Genomic DNA, 15,447 nt, shown 5'->3' with positions numbered 1-15,447 from the left:
CAAGGCCGGGACGACATTGTTGATTGCCGCGCTATCGCCGAGACGACTGTCGACTTATTTCTTCGCCATCGAACATGCCGGATCAATGGGCCCGAACGCCTCGTCGCCGGGGATCTTGGCCAGGATCTTGTAATAGTCCCACGGATATTTCGATTCTTCCGGCTTCTTGACCTCGACCAGCCAGAGGTCATGCACCATCAGATTGTCCTCGCGCAGCCTGCCGTTGCGGGAGAAGAAATCCTCGATCGGCTTTTCGCGCATCTTCGCCGCCACTTTCAGCGGCTCGTCGGTGCCCGCCTCCTTGATGGCGTTGAGATAATACGTCACCGAGGAATAGACGCCGGCCTGCCACATCGTCGGCATCCGGTTCATCTTGGCGAAATAGCGCTTCGACCATTCGCGGGTCTTGTCGTCCATGTCCCAGTAGAACGAGGTCGTCAGCAGCAGGCCCTGCGCCGCCGGCAATCCGAGCGAATGAATGTCGGTGATCAGCGCCAGCAATGCCGCCATCTGCTGGCCGCCCTTCAAGACGCCGAACTCCGAGGCGGTCTTGATCTCGTTCATGTTGTTGGGCGGGCCGGCGGCGATGCCGATGATCTTGGCCTTGGAAGCCTGCGCCTGCAGCACGAAGGACGACAGGTCGGGGGTCGCAAGCGGCGGTCGCACCGAACCCAGTACCTTGCCGCCGTTGGCGGTGACCACGGCGGAGGCGTCGCGTTCGAGCGCGTGGCCGAACGCATAATCGTCGGTGATGAAGAACCAGCTGTTGCCGCCGCGCTTCACCACCGCCTGCGCGGTGCCGGCCGCGAGCGAGCGGGTGTCGATCACCCACTGCATGGCATAGGGTGAGCAGAATTTGCCGTGGAAATCCGCGGCCAGGGTCGAGTGTGTGATGAACAGCTTCTTCTTCTCGTTGGCGACGTTCTGTACCGCAAGGCCGACCGCCGACACCGGAACGTCGACGATCAGGTCGACCTGGTCGACATCGTACCAGCGCCGCGCCATGCCGCCGCCGATATCCGGCTTCAGCTGATGGTCGCCGACAATCAGGCTGATCGGCTTGCCCAGCACCTTGCCGCCGAAATCGTCGATCGCCATCTGCGCGGCCGTGACCGAGCCCTGACCGGTCGGCGTCGCCGCCGGGCCGTTCATATCGGTGAGAACGCCGATCTTGACGATGTCATCGGAAAGTTGCGCGAGCGCCGCTGATGATACCAGCATCGCAGCGGCAAGCACGCCAAGCATGGATAGGTTTTTGACGAGCATTCCCTCTTCTCCCTGTGCATCGGCACATTGGCCGTGTGTGTCTTCAGGCGGTTGTTTCCGCCAATTGGTCCCATTTGCAACTAAAGCCAATTGGTCCCAATTGCAACTAATTTGGGCCGTCGTCAACTTGGCCGGAAGGAGGGGCCGGACCGCCAGCGGTATCGGGTTCTGTTTATTTCCGGCCCGATTCAGGGCATAGCGGGCCATGACCCCGAACCAGCGCCTGCCGACTTCACTTACGCCGCTCGATGTGGCGCTCGCCGCCCTGTTGAACGGCGTCGAGCCGGTAACTCCGTCGGAACTGCCGGTAGCGCAGGCGCTGCGTTGTATCGCCGCCGACATGCCGCCATCCGGTGCACTGCCGCCGCACGACATCGCCGCCAGCGACGGCTTTGCGCTGCGCGCCCGTGATCTCGTCGGCGCGTCGTCCTATTCGCCATTGCCTTTGGCGGCGTTGCCGGTCTGGGTCGAAGTGGGTGATGCGATGCCCGGCGGCTGCGATTGCGTGCTTGATGCCGATTCTATCGAGCTATCAGGCCCGATGCCGCAGGTGCTGGCGGAAGCGATCCCGGGGCAGGGTGTGCGCCGGGCCGGTGGTGACATTGCCGCAGGCAGCAGTGTGGTCGAGGCCGGGCGGCGCGTGCTGGCACGTGACCTCATGATCGCGCGAGCGGCGGGAATAGCGCGGCTGAAGGTGCGCCGTCCGCGCCTGCGCATCGTCAATTTGCCCGGCGGCTCGGTGACGTCGGAGCTGATTGCGGAGAGCGCGCGCACCGCCGGCGCCGATGTGGTGTTCGTTACCGCGGCCGGTCGCGACGCCGCGTCGGTTGCCGCGGCGATCGACGTCGGCGCATGCGATCTGCTGCTGATTGTCGGCGGCAGCGGCGTCGGTCGCACTGATGCGACGGTGTCGGCATTGGCCCGATGCGGCGAAGTCATCGCCCATGGCATCGCCGTGCAGCCCGGCCGGACCTCGGCAGTGGGCCGCATCGGCACGACGCCCGTGGTCGTGCTGCCGGGCGCGCCCGATCAGGCGTTTGCGGCGTGGTGGACGCTGGCGCTGCCCGCACTCGACCGGCTGTCGGGGCGGCGGCCGCGCAAGACGCTCAATCTGCCGCTGGCGCGCAAGATCGCCTCCGCGGTTGGCATTGCGGAAGTCGTGCTGCTGGAGCGAAAAGCGGGAGCCTGGGTGACGCTGGCGGTCGGGGACCTGTCGCTCGATGCGATCGCCCGCGCCGAGGCTTGGTTAACCGTACCGGGCGGCGCGGAAGGATTTGCTGCAGGCAGCGGCGTCGATGGCTATATGCTGCGGGAATGATATGGATGCCGGCATGACCCGTACACCCTCGCCGAAAGACCGTGAACCCGTCGATCAGGACCAGTTCTTGATCATCCTGTCGCGCGAGGAAGCGTTGGCGCGGTTTGAAGCCGCGCTGTTTCCGCGCGCGGTGCCCAGCGAGCGGTGGGCGCTCGCGGATGCACTCGGCTGCGCGTTGGCCGAAGATATCGTCGCACCGATCGATGTACCGCCGTTCGATCGATCCAACGTCGATGGTTTTGCGGTGCGTTCCGCCGATCTCGCTTCCGCCGGCGAAACAACGCCGGTGCGGATGATGCTGAACGACGAGGTGATCGCCTGCGGCACCGCGCCGACGCGGCCGGTGCTGTCGGGAACCGCGACTTCCATTGCGACCGGCGGCCCGGTGCCGCGCGGCGCCGATGCCATCGTGATGGTCGAGCACACCCAGCCGGCGGGAACCCGCGCGATCGAAATTCGCCGCGCCGCTTCGCCCGGTCAGTTCGTCTCCTATGCGGGCTCCGACATCGCGCGCGGCGAGGTGCTGCTGCGCGCCGGCACTATTATTGGCTCGCGCGAGATCGGGATGCTGGCGGCCTGCGGTATCGCGCAAGTCGCCGTCGCGCGCCCGCTGCGCGTCGCAATTATCTCGACCGGCGATGAGCTGGTGCAGCCGGGTTCGCCGCTGCGCCCGGCCGCGATCTACGACACCAATGGCGCGATCGTCACCGCGGCGATATCGGAGAACGGCGGCGAGGCGATATTTCTGGGCGCGGTTCCCGACGACGAGGCGCAGCTTGAGTCTGCGATGCGCAGCGCGCTGCAAATCAGCGACATGCTGGTGCTGTCGGGCGGCACCTCGAAAGGTGCCGGCGATGTGACCCACCGCATCATTGCGCGGCTCGGCAAGCCCGGCATCGTTGCGCATGGCGTCGCGCTGAAGCCGGGCAAGCCGCTGTGTCTGGCGGTCTGCGACGGCAAGCCGGTGGTGATCCTGCCGGGATTTCCGACCTCGGCGATGTTCACGTTCCACGACATGATCGTGCCGGTGCTGCGGCGGATGGCGGGCCTGCCGCCGCGTTTGGACGCCAAGGTCAGCGCCAGAATTCCGGTGCGGATCGCCTCCGAACTGGGCCGCACCGAATTCGTCATGGTCTCGCTGGTCGAAGGGGCTGATGGCTTGATCGCCTATCCCACCGGCAAGGGCTCGGGTGCGATCACCTCATTCGCGCAGGCCGATGGTTTTCTGCGCATCGATGCGCTGGCCGACCAGATGCCGGCAGGCACTGATGCCGAAGTGACGCTGTTCACGCCGCATGTGCGGGTGCCTGATCTCGTGATCGTCGGCAGCCACTGCACCGGGCTCGATCTCGTCACCGCGCCGCTGGCGCGCGCCGGGCTTTCGGTGCGATCGATCGCGGTCGGCAGCCTAGGCGGATTGGCGGCGGCCAGGCGCGGCGAATGCGATTTTGCGCCGATCCATCTGTTCGATGACAAGACCGAGACCTATAACACGCCCTATCTCACCGACGGCCTCGAACTGGTGCCGGGCTGGCGGCGGATGCAGGGCATCGTGTTCCGCAAGGGCGATGCGCGCTTCGAGGGCCTGGGCGCCGAGGCCGCGGTGCGCGCGGCGCTCGCCGATCCCGCCTGCATCATGGTCAACCGCAACCAGGGCGCCGGCACGCGCATCCTGATCGACCGGCTGCTGGCGGGCGCCAAGCCCGACGGTTACTGGAATCAGCCGCGCTCGCATAACGCGGTCGCCGCCGCGGTGGCGCAGCATCGCGCCGACTGGGGCATGACCATCGCGCCGGTGGCCCATGCGTCCGACCTGGGTTTCATTCCCTTTGCCGAAGAGCATTATGATTTCGCGCTGGTGTCGGCGCGCAAGCAGCGGGCGGCGGTGCAGGCCTTTCTCGACGCGCTGGCGTCGGAAGAAGGCCGCGCGGCGCTGGAAAGAGCCGGGTTTCGACCGGCCTGAAATGGCGGGGAGGCGATGGCAAGACCTCTGTCGGTGGCGATTGTTGGCGCGGGCATGGGCGGCCTCGCATCATCAGCGGCGCTGCGCCGGGTCGGCATCGACGTCACCGTCTATGAGCAGGCCTCGCAATTCGCGCGCCTCGGGGCCGGCATCCAGATCGGCTGCAACGCCATGAAGGTGCTGCGCGGGTTGGGGCTCGAACAAAGATTGCGCAGCCAATCCTTCTATCCACGCTCCTGGAACAACCGGGATTGGAAGACCGGCGAAGTCAAATTCGACATGATCTTTGGCGAGAGCGCCGAGCAAAAATTTGGCGCGCCCTATCTGCTGGCGCATCGTGGCGATTTGCATGCGGCGCTGGCGAGCGCCGTTCCCGATGAATGCGTCAAGTTGAGCCACAAACTGGTCGGACTCGACGAGATCAGCGACGGCGTCCGGCTTTCGTTTGCCAATGGCGAGGTCGCGATCGCCGACGCCGTCATCGGCGCTGATGGTATTCACTCTGTCGTCCGAGACATCTTGTTCGATACTTCGCCGGTGCACTTCACCGGGCGTATCGCCTACCGCACGACCTATCCCGCAGCACTGCTCGGCGGCCAAAAAATCGACGATTGCACCAAATGGTGGGGCGAGGACCGGCACATCGTCATCTACTACGTCAAGCCGGACCGCAGCGAAATCTATCTCGTCACCAGCCAGCCGGAGCCGGAGTTCCGGATCGAGTCCTGGTCGGCCAAGGGCGACGTCAGGGAATTGCGCAAGGCTTTTGCAGGCTTCGATCGCCAGGTCGAGCAGGTGCTGGCGGCGTGTCCGGACGTGCACAAATGGGCGATCGTCGATCGCAATGCGCTGGAGCGCTGGGGCGAAGGCAACGTGACGCTGCTCGGCGACGCCTGCCATCCGATGACGCCCTATATGGCGCAGGGGGCGGCGATGGCGATCGAGGACGCCGCCGTGCTGTCGCGCTGCCTCGACGGCGTCGAGCGCGAGGGCGTACCGAATGCGTTTCGAAGATTTGAGGCAACCCGCAAGGCGCGAACCGCGCGGATTCAGCAGACCTCGCGGACCAATACCTGGCTCAGCGGAAAGACCGATACCGATTGGGTCTATGGCTACGACGCCTGGACCGTGCCGCTGGCGGCGTGAATTCATACAGGGCCGCGCCCCATCGTCGTCCCGGCGAAGGCCGGGACCCATACGCCGCGGCTCGGCTGATGAATGGCGGTGGTTGATGCCTTGTCTTAACTCACAACGTCCTGTGGTTATGGGTCCCGGCCTTCGCCGGGACGACGACGGAGAGAGTTGAATCAACCCCCATCCAGCGCCGCCAGCCGTTCCGCTTCGGCGATGTCATCCATGGTGTTGGCGTTGAAAAACGGGTCGATCGGCTCGACCGGCCAGGTCACGGTGGTGAGGCGGTAGCGCGCGGTCCAGCGGTCGATCTTCCTGACGTCTTCGACGACAAGCGCGTGGCGGAGTTGTTCGCGCAGAGCCACGCTCCACAGGCCGATCACCGGATGCGACTGGCCGTCGGAAGCCGCGACCGCAAGCTCCGCGTTCTCATCGCGCATTGCCCCGACGAGACGCGAAACCAGGTCCCGCGGCAGGAACGGGCAGTCGGCCGCGGCGCTCAGCACCCACTTGACCTCCGGCCGGTTGGCCGCGGCCCAATCCAGCGCGGCGAGAATGCCGGCCAGCGGTCCGGGAAAATCGGCGACGCCGTCCGCGATCACCGGCAGCCCGAACGCGGCAAAGCGCGCGGGATCGCCATTGGCATTGAGAATGAGCCCGTCGCATTGTGGCTGCAGCCGCGCGATGACGCGGTCGAGGATGGTGCGGCCGCCGATTGTGCGCATCGGCTTGTCGCCGCCGCCCATCCGCCGCGCCAGGCCGCCGGCAAGCAACACCCCCGGTACCGCCAGCGCGGCTCTTGCCGTCGCTTCACTCGTCACGGTCTTCGCCCTTGCGCTTGTGCCGCGCCGATTCCTCTTCGACAAAGGACAGATTCTGGTCGAACACGATGCGCTCCTGGCCTGACAGCGCGATGAACCGCTTGCCCCGCGTGCGCCCGACCAGCGTCAGCCCGACCTGCCGCGCCAGCTCGACGCCCCATGCCGTAAAGCCCGAGCGCGATACCAGGATGGGAATTCCCATCCGCACCGTCTTGATCACCATTTCGGAGGTCAGCCGGCCCGTGGTGTAGAGAATCTTGTCGCCGGGATCGACGCCGTGGCGATAGATCCAGCCTGCGATCTTGTCGACGGCGTTGTGGCGGCCGACATCCTCGGTGTAGCAGACCGGCGTGCCCTCCTTGCACAGCACACAGCCATGGATCGCGCCGGCCTCGAGATAGAGCGAGGGCATGGTGTTGATCGCATGCGTCATCTCGTAGAGCCAGGAGGTGCGCAGCTCCGCCTTCGGCAGTGCGACGCTTTCCACGGCCTCCAGCAGGTCGCCGAATGCGGTGCCCTGCGCGCAGCCTGAGGTCTGCGTGCGTTTCTTCAGCTTGGCTTCGAAATTGGTGTGGTGCTCGGTGCGCACCACCACCACCTGCAGGTCGTCGTCATACTCGACCTCGGTGACGACGTCGTCATATTTCAGCATGTTCTGGTTCAACAGATACCCGAGCGCGAGGTACTCCGGGTAGTCACCGATCGTCATCATGGTGACGATCTCCTGCGCGTTCAAATACAGCGTCAGCGGCCGCTCCACCGGCACCCTGATTTCGACCGTGGCGCCGGTCTGGTCGGTCCCGGTGACGCGCTCGGTCAGCCTGGGATCATCAGGATTGGGCACGATCAGGGGGACGGGGGCTTTATCGATCTTCATCATTTCCGCAGGTTAGCATGACTTTATCCGCCACCCGATATAAAGCACCTCAGGAGAAAGCCCAGCCCGGTTCCGGCTAGGGTGCGGAGAACAGGATGAAAGTGATTGGCCTCGCGGGGTGGAGCGGCGCCGGCAAGACCACCTTGCTGGCGCGGGTGATCCCGCATTTGCTGAAAGACGGCCTGCGGGTTTCCGTGATCAAGCACGCCCATCACGCCTTCGACGTCGATATTCCCGGCAAGGATTCCTGGCGCCATCGCGAAGCCGGCGCCACCGAGGTTTTGGTGTCTTCCGCGCGGCGCTGGGCCCTGATGCATGAACTGCGCGGCGCCGAAGAGCCGCGGCTGCCGGAGTTATTGACCAAAATGTCGCGGGTCGATCTCGTCGTCATCGAGGGCTTCAAGCGCGAGCCGCACCGCAAGATCGAGGTTTTCCGCGCGGCCAACGGCAAGCCGTTTTTGTTCCCCGACGATCCCGGCGTGGTCGGCATCGCCACCGATACCGCAGTTGAAACCAGGCTGCCCACCGCCCATCTCGATGATATCGAGGCAATTGCCGCGATGATGCTGCGCTCGGCGATATCGGTCGAAGAGGTGCTGGCAAAGAGCGAAGCGGAGAGCTAACTCGCGATGGCGCAATTGTCCGACGATTGCTTTGCCTTCGGCGGTCCGATGATGTCGGTCGATGAGGCCGTCGGCATCATTGCAGCGCGGGTCACGGCCGTGCAGGAGGTCGAGACCGTCGCGCTCGCCAAGGCCGACGGACGCGTGCTTGCGCAGGATGTTTCGGCGCCGCTGCCGCTGCCGCCCTTCACCAATTCCGCGGTCGACGGCTACGCGGTGTCGAGCCGCGATCTGCCCAAAGACAAAGAGCAGGCGTTTGCCGTGGCCGGCCGCGTTCAGGCCGGCGCTTCCGCAGGCGCGCCGATCAAGCCGCGCGAGGCGGTGCGGATCTTTACCGGCGCGCCGATGCCTGACGGTGCCGACACCGTGTTCATGCAGGAAGACGTCCGCCTCGACGACGGCAAGGTGGTGCTTCCGGCGGGGCTGAAGCCCGGCGCCAATGTGCGCCCGGCGGGCGAGGATATCCCGTTAGGCCAGGCGGCATTGAAGGCCGGACAAAGACTGCGGCCGCAGGATGTGGCGCTGGCCGCCGCCTTCGGCCTGACAGAACTTGGCGTCAACAGGCGCATCCGCGTCGCGGTGTTCTCCACCGGCAATGAGCTGGTTTCGCCGGGCGAGCCACGCGCGGCGGCGCAACTGTTCGACAGCAACCGTTTCATGCTGATGGCGATGCTGGCGCGGCTCGGCTGCGAGGTCAGCGACCTCGGCATCCTCAGAGACGAGCCCACCGCGCTCGCTGCCGCCCTAAAGAACGTCGCCAGCGCCCATGATCTGATCCTCACCACCGGCGGCGTATCGACCGGCGAAGAAGATCACGTCAAGGCCAGCGTCGAAAGCGTAGGCTCGCTCGTGCTGTGGCGAATGGCGATCAAGCCGGGACGTCCCGTGGCGATGGGGATCATCGGCGGCACACCGTTCATCGGCCTGCCGGGCAATCCAGTGGCGAGTTTTGTCACCTTCGCTCACGTGGTGCGGCCGACGATCCTGGCCTTATCGGGAGCGCGGCAACAGAAACTGGCGCCGATGCCGGTTCGCGCCGCCTTTGCCTACAAGAAGAAAATCGCCCGCCGCGAATACGTCCGCGTCACCCTGCGCAAGGCCGGGGATGGTGCGCTCGAAGCGGTGAAGTTTCCGCGCGAGGGTGCGGGGCTGTTGTCCTCGCTGGTCGACACCGACGGGCTTGTCGAACTCGGCGAAGAGATCACGCTTGTCGAGCCTGGCCAGACCGTCGGCTTCCTGTCCTATGCAAGCTTGATCTGAAGGCTCATTGACGATGCGCATCCGCCTCGCCATGTTCCCGGAATGACCACGACAAAGCTCGATCTCACCGGCCTCAAATGTCCGCTGCCGGCGCTGAAGACGCGCAAGGCGCTGAAGTCGGTCAAACCTGGCGAGCGGCTTGAAGTCCACTGCACCGATCCGCTGTCGGTGATCGATATCCCGAATCTGATCCGCGAAACCGGTGACAAGGTCGAGATCACGGAGCGCGCGGAGACCCGAATCGTATTCCTGATCGAAAAGGCGAACGGCGAAACCTAAGACGGGTCATTTTGAATCCGTATCGACCGATCGCAAAGCCAGATCGATACGCTTTCGCTATCGCAACATGAGACGGCTTTATTGATCTTTGGATCGATTCCAGTTCTCATTCGCTGATCGAAAAGATGGCTTCGACGCGAAGCCTCGTCCGGGCGGCGAGCGGCATGACCGCGCCGGACGTGTCGCCTTAAATGCTTATCAAAACGCGACAATTCTCTTGGCATCTGGCATGCCACGATTTATGATCGCGGAAACATACAGGCAGGAACGAGACGTTTTCCATGGTTCAAGACGTGCAGAAAGTGCGCTCGTTCGAGCACCCCGGCGCTGGGCGGAAGCGGGCCAAGGCGACGCCGAAGGGCCGCCAGGTCGATCCGACCGCCGCGCACGAGATCGAACAGCTGCTCGGCGACCGGTCGCGGCAGCGCGATCTCCTGATCGAACATCTGCATCTGATCCAGGACAAGTATCACCAGATTTCCGCAGGCCATCTCGCCGCCCTCGCGGACGAGATGAAACTGTCGTTTGCCGAAGTGTTCGAGACCGCGACCTTCTATGCGCATTTCGACATCGTGAAGGAAGGCGAGCCGGATATTGCGCCGCTGACCATTCGCGTCTGCGATTCGCTGACCTGCGCGATGCTGGGCGCGGAAAAACTGTTGCATGAATTGCAGGACAGAGCCGGCCCCGGCATTCGCGTGGTGCGCGCGCCCTGCGTCGGTCGCTGCGATACCGCGCCAGCCGCCGAAGTCGGCCATCACTTTGTCGACCATGCCACCGTCTCGAACGTACTCGCGGCGGCGAAGGCCGGCGAGACCCATGCGCATTTGCCTGATTATGTGGACTACGATGCGTATGTTGCCGGCGGCGGTTACGCGCTGCTCAATCGTCTGCGCTCCGGTACGCTTGCAAAGGAAGATCTGCTGAAGTCGCTCGACGACGCCTCGCTGCGCGGGCTCGGCGGCGCCGGCTTCCCGACGGGACGCAAATGGCGTGCGGTGCTCGGCGAGCCCGGGCCGCGGCTGATGGCGATCAATGGCGACGAGGGCGAGCCCGGCACCTTCAAGGATCGCTTTTACCTCGAGACCGACCCGCATCGTTTCCTCGAGGGCATGCTGATCGGCGCCCACGTGGTCGAGGCGACCGATGTCTACATTTACCTGCGCGACGAATATCCGGCCTCGCGCGAAATCCTCGAGCGCGAGATCGCAAAATTGCCGCCGGGCGGGCCGGTGCTGCACATGCGCCGCGGCGCCGGCGCCTATATCTGCGGCGAGGAATCCTCGCTGCTCGAAAGCATCGAGGGCAAGCGCGGGCTGCCCCGCCACAAGCCGCCATATCCGTTCCAGGTCGGCCTGTTCGGCCTGCCGACGCTGATCAACAACATCGAGACGCTGTGGTGGGTGCGCGACATCGTCGAAAAGGGCGCCGACTGGTGGAAGGGCCACGGCCGCAACGACCGTCACGGCCTGCGCAGCTATTCGGTATCGGGCCGCGTCAAAAACCCCGGCATGAAGCTGGCGCCTGCGGGTGTCACCGTGCGCGAACTGATCGACGAGTTCTGCGGCGGTATGGCGGACGGACATACGTTCCACGCCTATCTGCCGGGCGGTGCGTCCGGCGGTATCCTGCCGGCGTCGATGGACAACATCCCGCTCGATTTCGGCACGCTGGAAAAATACGGCTGCTTCATCGGTTCGGCCGCGGTCGTGATCCTGTCCGAACACGACAGCGTGCGGGGCGCGGCGCTGAATCTGATGCGCTTCTTCGAGGATGAGAGCTGCGGCCAGTGCACGCCGTGCCGGGTCGGCACCCAGAAGGCGGCGATCCTGATGGAACGCCCGGTCTGGAACCGCGAACTGCTCGACCAGTTGAGCCAGGCGATGCGCGATGCCTCGATCTGCGGGCTCGGGCAGGCGGCCTCGAATCCCCTGACGTCAGTGATTAAGTATTTTCCGGAAGAATTCGTGCCGAAAGAAGCCGCGGAATGACCAAGATCAAGTTCGAACTCGACGGCAAGCAGGTTGAGGCCAACGCAGGCGAAACCATCTGGCAGGTGGCAAAGCGCCAGGGCCAGGAAATCCCGCATCTGTGCTATTCGCCCGCGCCGGACTATCGGCCGGACGGCAATTGCCGCGCCTGCATGGTGGAGATCGAGGGTGAGCGCGTGCTGGCGGCATCCTGCAAGCGCACCCCCACCGTCGGCATGAAGGTGAAATCCGAAAGCGCGCGCGCGGTCGCAGCGCAGAAGATGGTGATGGAACTGCTGGTCGCCGACCAGCCGGCGCGCGAGACCTCGCACGATCCGGATTCGAAGTTCTGGCACTGGGCCGAAAAGGTCGGGGTCACCGAGAGCCGCTTCCCCGCCGCCGAACGTTGGACAAGCGACGTCAGCCATCCCGCGATGAGCGTCAATCTCGACGCCTGCATCCAGTGCGGCCTGTGCGTGCGCGCCTGCCGCGAAGTGCAGGTCAACGACGTCATCGGCATGGCCTATCGCAGTCACGGGTCGAAAATCGTGTTCGACTTCGATGATCCCATGGGTGAATCGACCTGCGTAGCCTGCGGCGAATGCGTGCAGGCGTGCCCGACCGGCGCATTGATGCCGTCGGTGATGCTGGACGAGAACCAGACCCGCGTGACCTATGCGGACAAGGAAGTCGACTCGCTGTGCCCGTTCTGCGGCGTCGGCTGCCAGGTCACCTACCAGGTCAAGGACGAGAAGATCATTTACGCCGAGGGCCGTGACGGTCCGGCCAACCACAACCGGCTCTGCGTCAAGGGCCGCTTCGGCTTCGACTATATCCATCACCCGCATCGCCTGACCAAACCGCTGGTGCGGCTGCCGAATGCGAAGAAGGATTCCAACGACCAGGTCGATCCGGCCAATCCGTTCACCCATTTCCGCGAAGCCTCCTGGGAAGAGGCGCTGGATATCGCCGCCAAGGGCCTCGTAAAGATCCGCGACGAGAGGGGCGTCAAGGCGCTGGCCGGTTTCGGCTCCGCCAAAGGCTCCAACGAAGAGGCATATCTGTTCCAGAAGCTGGTGCGCACCGGCTTCGGCTCCAACAATGTCGATCACTGCACGCGGCTGTGCCACGCCTCGTCGGTCGCCGCGCTGTTCGAAGGCCTGAGCTCCGGCGCAGTGTCGGCCCCGTTCGCGGCGGCGATGGACGCCGAGGTCATCATCGTGATCGGCGCAAATCCGACCGTGAATCATCCGGTCGCTGCAACCTACATCAAGAACGCGGCGAAGAAGGGCGCAAAGCTCTTCGTCTTGGATCCGCGTCGGCAGTCCCTGTCACGGCACGCAACCCAGCATCTGCAGTTCAAGCCCGGTTCCGACGTCGCCATGCTGAATGCGATGATCAACACGATCATCACTGAAGGCCTGACCGACGATCAGTACATCGCGGGCTACACCGAGGGTTTTCAGGATCTGAAGGAGAAGACCAAGGAGTTCACGCCGGAGAAGATGGAGCCGATCTGCGGCATCCCGGCGCAAACCTTGCGCGAGGTCGCGCGGACCTATGCGCGCGCCAAATCGTCCATCATCTTCTGGGGCATGGGCATCAGCCAGCATGTCCACGGCACCGACAATGCGCGCTGCCTGATCGCGCTCGCGCTGATCACCGGACAGGTCGGCCGTCCCGGCACCGGCCTGCATCCGCTGCGCGGCCAGAACAACGTGCAGGGCGCGTCCGACGCGGGCTTGATCCCGATGTTCCTGCCGGACTACCAGCCGGTTAGCCGCGACGACCTGCGCGGCAATTTCGAGAAGCTTTGGGGCCAGGAGCTCGATCCGGTACGCGGTCTGACCGTGGTCGAGATCATGAACGCTATCCACGCCGGCGAGATCAAGGGCATGTACATCGAGGGTGAGAACCCCGCGATGTCCGATCCCGATCTGCAGCATGCGCGCGGAGCGCTCGCCATGCTCGATCACCTTGTGGTGCAGGACCTCTTCGTCACCGAGACCGCATTCCACGCCGACGTCATCCTGCCGGCCTCGGCCTTTGCCGAAAAGGACGGCTCCTTCACCAACACCGACCGCCGTGTACAGCTTGCGCGCCAGGTGATCAAGCCGCCGGGCGACGCGCGCCAGGATCTCTGGATCATCCAGGAGATAGGCAAGCGCATGGGGCTGCCGTGGGATTATTCGGGTCCCGGCGACGTCTACACCGAGATGGCGCAGCTGATGCCGTCGCTCAAGAACATCAGTTGGGAGCGGCTGGTTCGTGAAGGCGCCGTCACTTATCCGGCGGATGATCCGAACAAGCCCGGCAACGAGATCATCTTCACCACGGGCTTCCCGACCGAGAGCGGTCGCGGCAAGATCGTGCCGGCCAAGGTCATTCCGCCGGACGAGCTGCCGGACGCCGAGTATCCGATGGTGCTGTCGACCGGCCGCGTGCTCGAACACTGGCACACCGGCTCGATGACCCGCCGCTCCAGCGTGCTCGACCAGATCGAGCCGGAAGCGGTCGCGTTCATGTCGCCGAAGGATATGCGGCGCCTGAGCGTATGGCCCGGCGATTTCATCAAGCTGGAAACCCGCCGCGGTGCGGTCGAGGTCAAGGTTCGCTCCGACCGCGACGTGCCGGAGAACATGGTGTTCATGCCGTTCTGCTACGCCGAGGCGGCGGCGAACCTCTTGACCAACCCGGCGCTCGACCCGTTCGGCAAGATCCCCGAGTTCAAGTTCTGCGCGGTGCGCGCTGAAAAGGTCGAACTCCGTACCGCGGCCGAGTAGGTTTGAAACGCACCCGGCGCGTGGATGCCGATGCTCAGAGCGTTTTCGAGCGAAGTGGATACCGGTTCGCGTGAAGAAAACGCGTCAAAATATGAGTCTAGAGCTTCGGTTCTGATTCAATCAGAACCGATAATGCTCTAGTTGGGGCCGTTCGCAGCCGCGGCCTGCTGCAAGGACTTGTGTTGCGCGACAATCCCTTCGAGTCGCGCAATGTTTTCCAACAGGCGCTGGCTGGTCAGGACCAGGAAGTAATAGCCGAACTGCGGGTTCTGAAAGTAGATCTCGAGCAGCTTGTCATAAGTGATGGTCAGCACATGACCATCCTCGATGCACTCGATCGTGGCCGTGCGCCGGTTATCGGGCGTGAGGAAACCAAATTCGCCCATCAGGCGTCCCGGCGGAAGCTCGACGCTGATTTCCTTCACCAGGAATTTTCCGGTGACGGTCAGCAGCATCTCATGGGCGGCATCGTCTTTTTTGAACAGAATATCGCCCTTGCGATATTTGCGCTCGGTCATGAACGGCTTGAGCCATTCCAGCGACGTATCACCTTTCGTTGCGCTGCGGGCCTTCTTCACCAGAACGAGCATCTGTCGGAGGCGATACGCATTGATGGGGACCATCAGCAGATACAACAGGAAGGTCGTGACGGATGCCGTGAGCGCGCCGAACAGGGCGAAGAATGCGCAACCGATCATGTTCGCGACGCGCAGCGGCACCATGGTCTGCGTCAGCAAGGTGGCGACAAAGAAGATCGCGCCGACCAGGGCAAACATGTTGGCCAGCGTGATATTGTTTAGAAAAATTTCCAGCAGGCGATTGAACAGCGCGTCGTAGGTGATGTTGTTGGGGTCGAGGCCCAGCTGGACCAGGATTTTCGCTATCCTGAGATTATCCGCGGCCGCGTCGAGAATTCGATCAAATATTGTCACTGGTCTGCACCGCTACAAGAATACAGGCGGGTTGTACCGCTTCAAAGCCCTGCAGGGAAGCGTGCCAAGGCGCAGGCGCCTTGTCACAAATGATTAAAAGCACGAAAGGTCTGCGACGCGCCGTGCGGGCCGAAAAGGCCGAGCTGTGGACCGCGCCGGAGTGAAGAGAGATAATCGTTCACCCGAGACGTGACGGTCGACGTGCGCGTCCAGCAGAACTGCCG

General features: G+C 64.1%; 12 protein-coding genes. 8 read left to right on the top strand and 4 right to left on the bottom strand.

The features are described 5' to 3' along the window. Positions 1 to 54: 54 nt before the first annotated feature. Entirely contained in the window at positions 55 to 1,266 is a 1,212-nt protein-coding gene (locus JQ567_RS25905) for an ABC transporter substrate-binding protein (protein WP_212441438.1), read from the bottom strand. Positions 1,267 to 1,471: 205 nt separating this feature from the next. On the opposite strand from JQ567_RS25905, the gene JQ567_RS25900 reads away from it, so the two are divergent. Genes JQ567_RS25900 through JQ567_RS25890 form a run of 3 tightly spaced genes read left to right on the top strand, consistent with a single transcriptional unit; the run spans position 1,472 to position 5,693 of the window. Next, complete coding sequence (locus JQ567_RS25900) at positions 1,472 to 2,584, top strand: molybdopterin-binding protein (RefSeq protein WP_212441437.1); 1,113 nt, start codon at positions 1,472 to 1,474, stop codon at positions 2,582 to 2,584. A gap of 13 nt (positions 2,585 to 2,597) precedes the next feature. Further along, a complete protein-coding gene (locus JQ567_RS25895; protein WP_212441436.1) occupies positions 2,598 to 4,547 on the top strand; it encodes a molybdopterin biosynthesis protein in 1,950 nt (649 codons plus the stop codon). A gap of 15 nt (positions 4,548 to 4,562) precedes the next feature. After that, entirely contained in the window at positions 4,563 to 5,693 is a 1,131-nt protein-coding gene (locus JQ567_RS25890) for an FAD-dependent monooxygenase (RefSeq protein ID WP_212441435.1), read from the top strand. Between the two features lie 161 nt (positions 5,694 to 5,854). On the opposite strand, the gene mobA is transcribed toward JQ567_RS25890, so the two are convergent. Together mobA and JQ567_RS25880 are read right to left on the bottom strand one after the other, a co-directional pair. Further along, on the bottom strand, positions 5,855 to 6,499 hold the full coding sequence (gene mobA / locus JQ567_RS25885) for a molybdenum cofactor guanylyltransferase MobA (protein ID WP_312017464.1): 645 nt from the start codon (positions 6,497 to 6,499) through the stop codon (positions 5,855 to 5,857). Beyond that, complete coding sequence (locus tag JQ567_RS25880) at positions 6,489 to 7,379, bottom strand: formate dehydrogenase accessory sulfurtransferase FdhD (protein WP_212441433.1); 891 nt, start codon at positions 7,377 to 7,379, stop codon at positions 6,489 to 6,491. Before JQ567_RS25880 ends, mobA begins: the two co-directional genes overlap by 11 nt. A 92-nt stretch (positions 7,380 to 7,471) precedes the next feature. Here JQ567_RS25880 and mobB point away from each other — a divergent pair, with 92 nt between their 5' ends. From mobB to fdhF, 5 genes are all read left to right on the top strand, one after another. Continuing rightward, complete coding sequence (gene mobB / locus JQ567_RS25875; RefSeq protein ID WP_212441432.1) at positions 7,472 to 7,999, top strand: molybdopterin-guanine dinucleotide biosynthesis protein B; 528 nt, start codon at positions 7,472 to 7,474, stop codon at positions 7,997 to 7,999. A 6-nt stretch (positions 8,000 to 8,005) separates the two neighbouring features. Then, on the top strand, positions 8,006 to 9,259 hold the full coding sequence (gene glp / locus JQ567_RS25870) for a gephyrin-like molybdotransferase Glp (RefSeq protein WP_212441431.1): 1,254 nt from the start codon (positions 8,006 to 8,008) through the stop codon (positions 9,257 to 9,259). Between the two features lie 42 nt (positions 9,260 to 9,301). Next, a complete protein-coding gene (locus tag JQ567_RS25865; RefSeq protein ID WP_212441430.1) occupies positions 9,302 to 9,538 on the top strand; it encodes a sulfurtransferase TusA family protein in 237 nt (78 codons plus the stop codon). 281 nt (positions 9,539 to 9,819) lie between these two features. Beyond that, a complete protein-coding gene (locus tag JQ567_RS25860; protein WP_212441429.1) occupies positions 9,820 to 11,529 on the top strand; it encodes an NADH-ubiquinone oxidoreductase-F iron-sulfur binding region domain-containing protein in 1,710 nt (569 codons plus the stop codon). Beyond that, entirely contained in the window at positions 11,526 to 14,291 is a 2,766-nt protein-coding gene (gene fdhF / locus JQ567_RS25855) for a formate dehydrogenase subunit alpha (RefSeq protein WP_212441428.1), read from the top strand. Before JQ567_RS25860 ends, fdhF begins: the two co-directional genes overlap by 4 nt. Positions 14,292 to 14,428: 137 nt before the next feature. Here the strand turns inward: fdhF and JQ567_RS25850 are convergent, their stop codons facing one another. Next, positions 14,429 to 15,223, bottom strand: a complete 795-nt coding sequence (locus JQ567_RS25850) for a Crp/Fnr family transcriptional regulator (RefSeq protein ID WP_212441427.1) — start codon at positions 15,221 to 15,223, stop codon at positions 14,429 to 14,431. Positions 15,224 to 15,447: the final 224 nt, after the last annotated feature.

Origin of the sequence: Bradyrhizobium sp. AUGA SZCCT0431 (assembly GCF_018131065.1) — a bacterium.
Taxonomy (GTDB): Bacteria; Pseudomonadota; Alphaproteobacteria; order Rhizobiales; family Xanthobacteraceae; genus Bradyrhizobium.
This window is presented reverse-complemented; position numbering and strand designations above follow the sequence as displayed.

Bases quoted from the DNA above. Each gene is read 5' to 3' on its own strand.
- JQ567_RS25880 (WP_212441433.1), bottom strand. From the start codon at position 7,379: ATGATGAAGATCGATAAAGCCCCCGTCCCCCTGATCGTGCCCAATCCT.
- JQ567_RS25900 (WP_212441437.1), top strand. From the start codon at position 1,472: ATGACCCCGAACCAGCGCCTGCCGACTTCACTTACGCCGCTCGATGTG.
- JQ567_RS25865 (WP_212441430.1), top strand. From the start codon at position 9,302: ATGACCACGACAAAGCTCGATCTCACCGGCCTCAAATGTCCGCTGCCG.
- mobB (WP_212441432.1), top strand. From the start codon at position 7,472: ATGAAAGTGATTGGCCTCGCGGGGTGGAGCGGCGCCGGCAAGACCACC.
- JQ567_RS25860 (WP_212441429.1), top strand. From the start codon at position 9,820: ATGGTTCAAGACGTGCAGAAAGTGCGCTCGTTCGAGCACCCCGGCGCT.
- JQ567_RS25895 (WP_212441436.1), top strand. From the start codon at position 2,598: ATGACCCGTACACCCTCGCCGAAAGACCGTGAACCCGTCGATCAGGAC.
- glp (WP_212441431.1), top strand. From the start codon at position 8,006: ATGGCGCAATTGTCCGACGATTGCTTTGCCTTCGGCGGTCCGATGATG.
- fdhF (WP_212441428.1), top strand. From the start codon at position 11,526: ATGACCAAGATCAAGTTCGAACTCGACGGCAAGCAGGTTGAGGCCAAC.
- JQ567_RS25890 (WP_212441435.1), top strand. From the start codon at position 4,563: ATGGCAAGACCTCTGTCGGTGGCGATTGTTGGCGCGGGCATGGGCGGC.
- JQ567_RS25905 (WP_212441438.1), bottom strand. From the start codon at position 1,266: ATGCTCGTCAAAAACCTATCCATGCTTGGCGTGCTTGCCGCTGCGATG.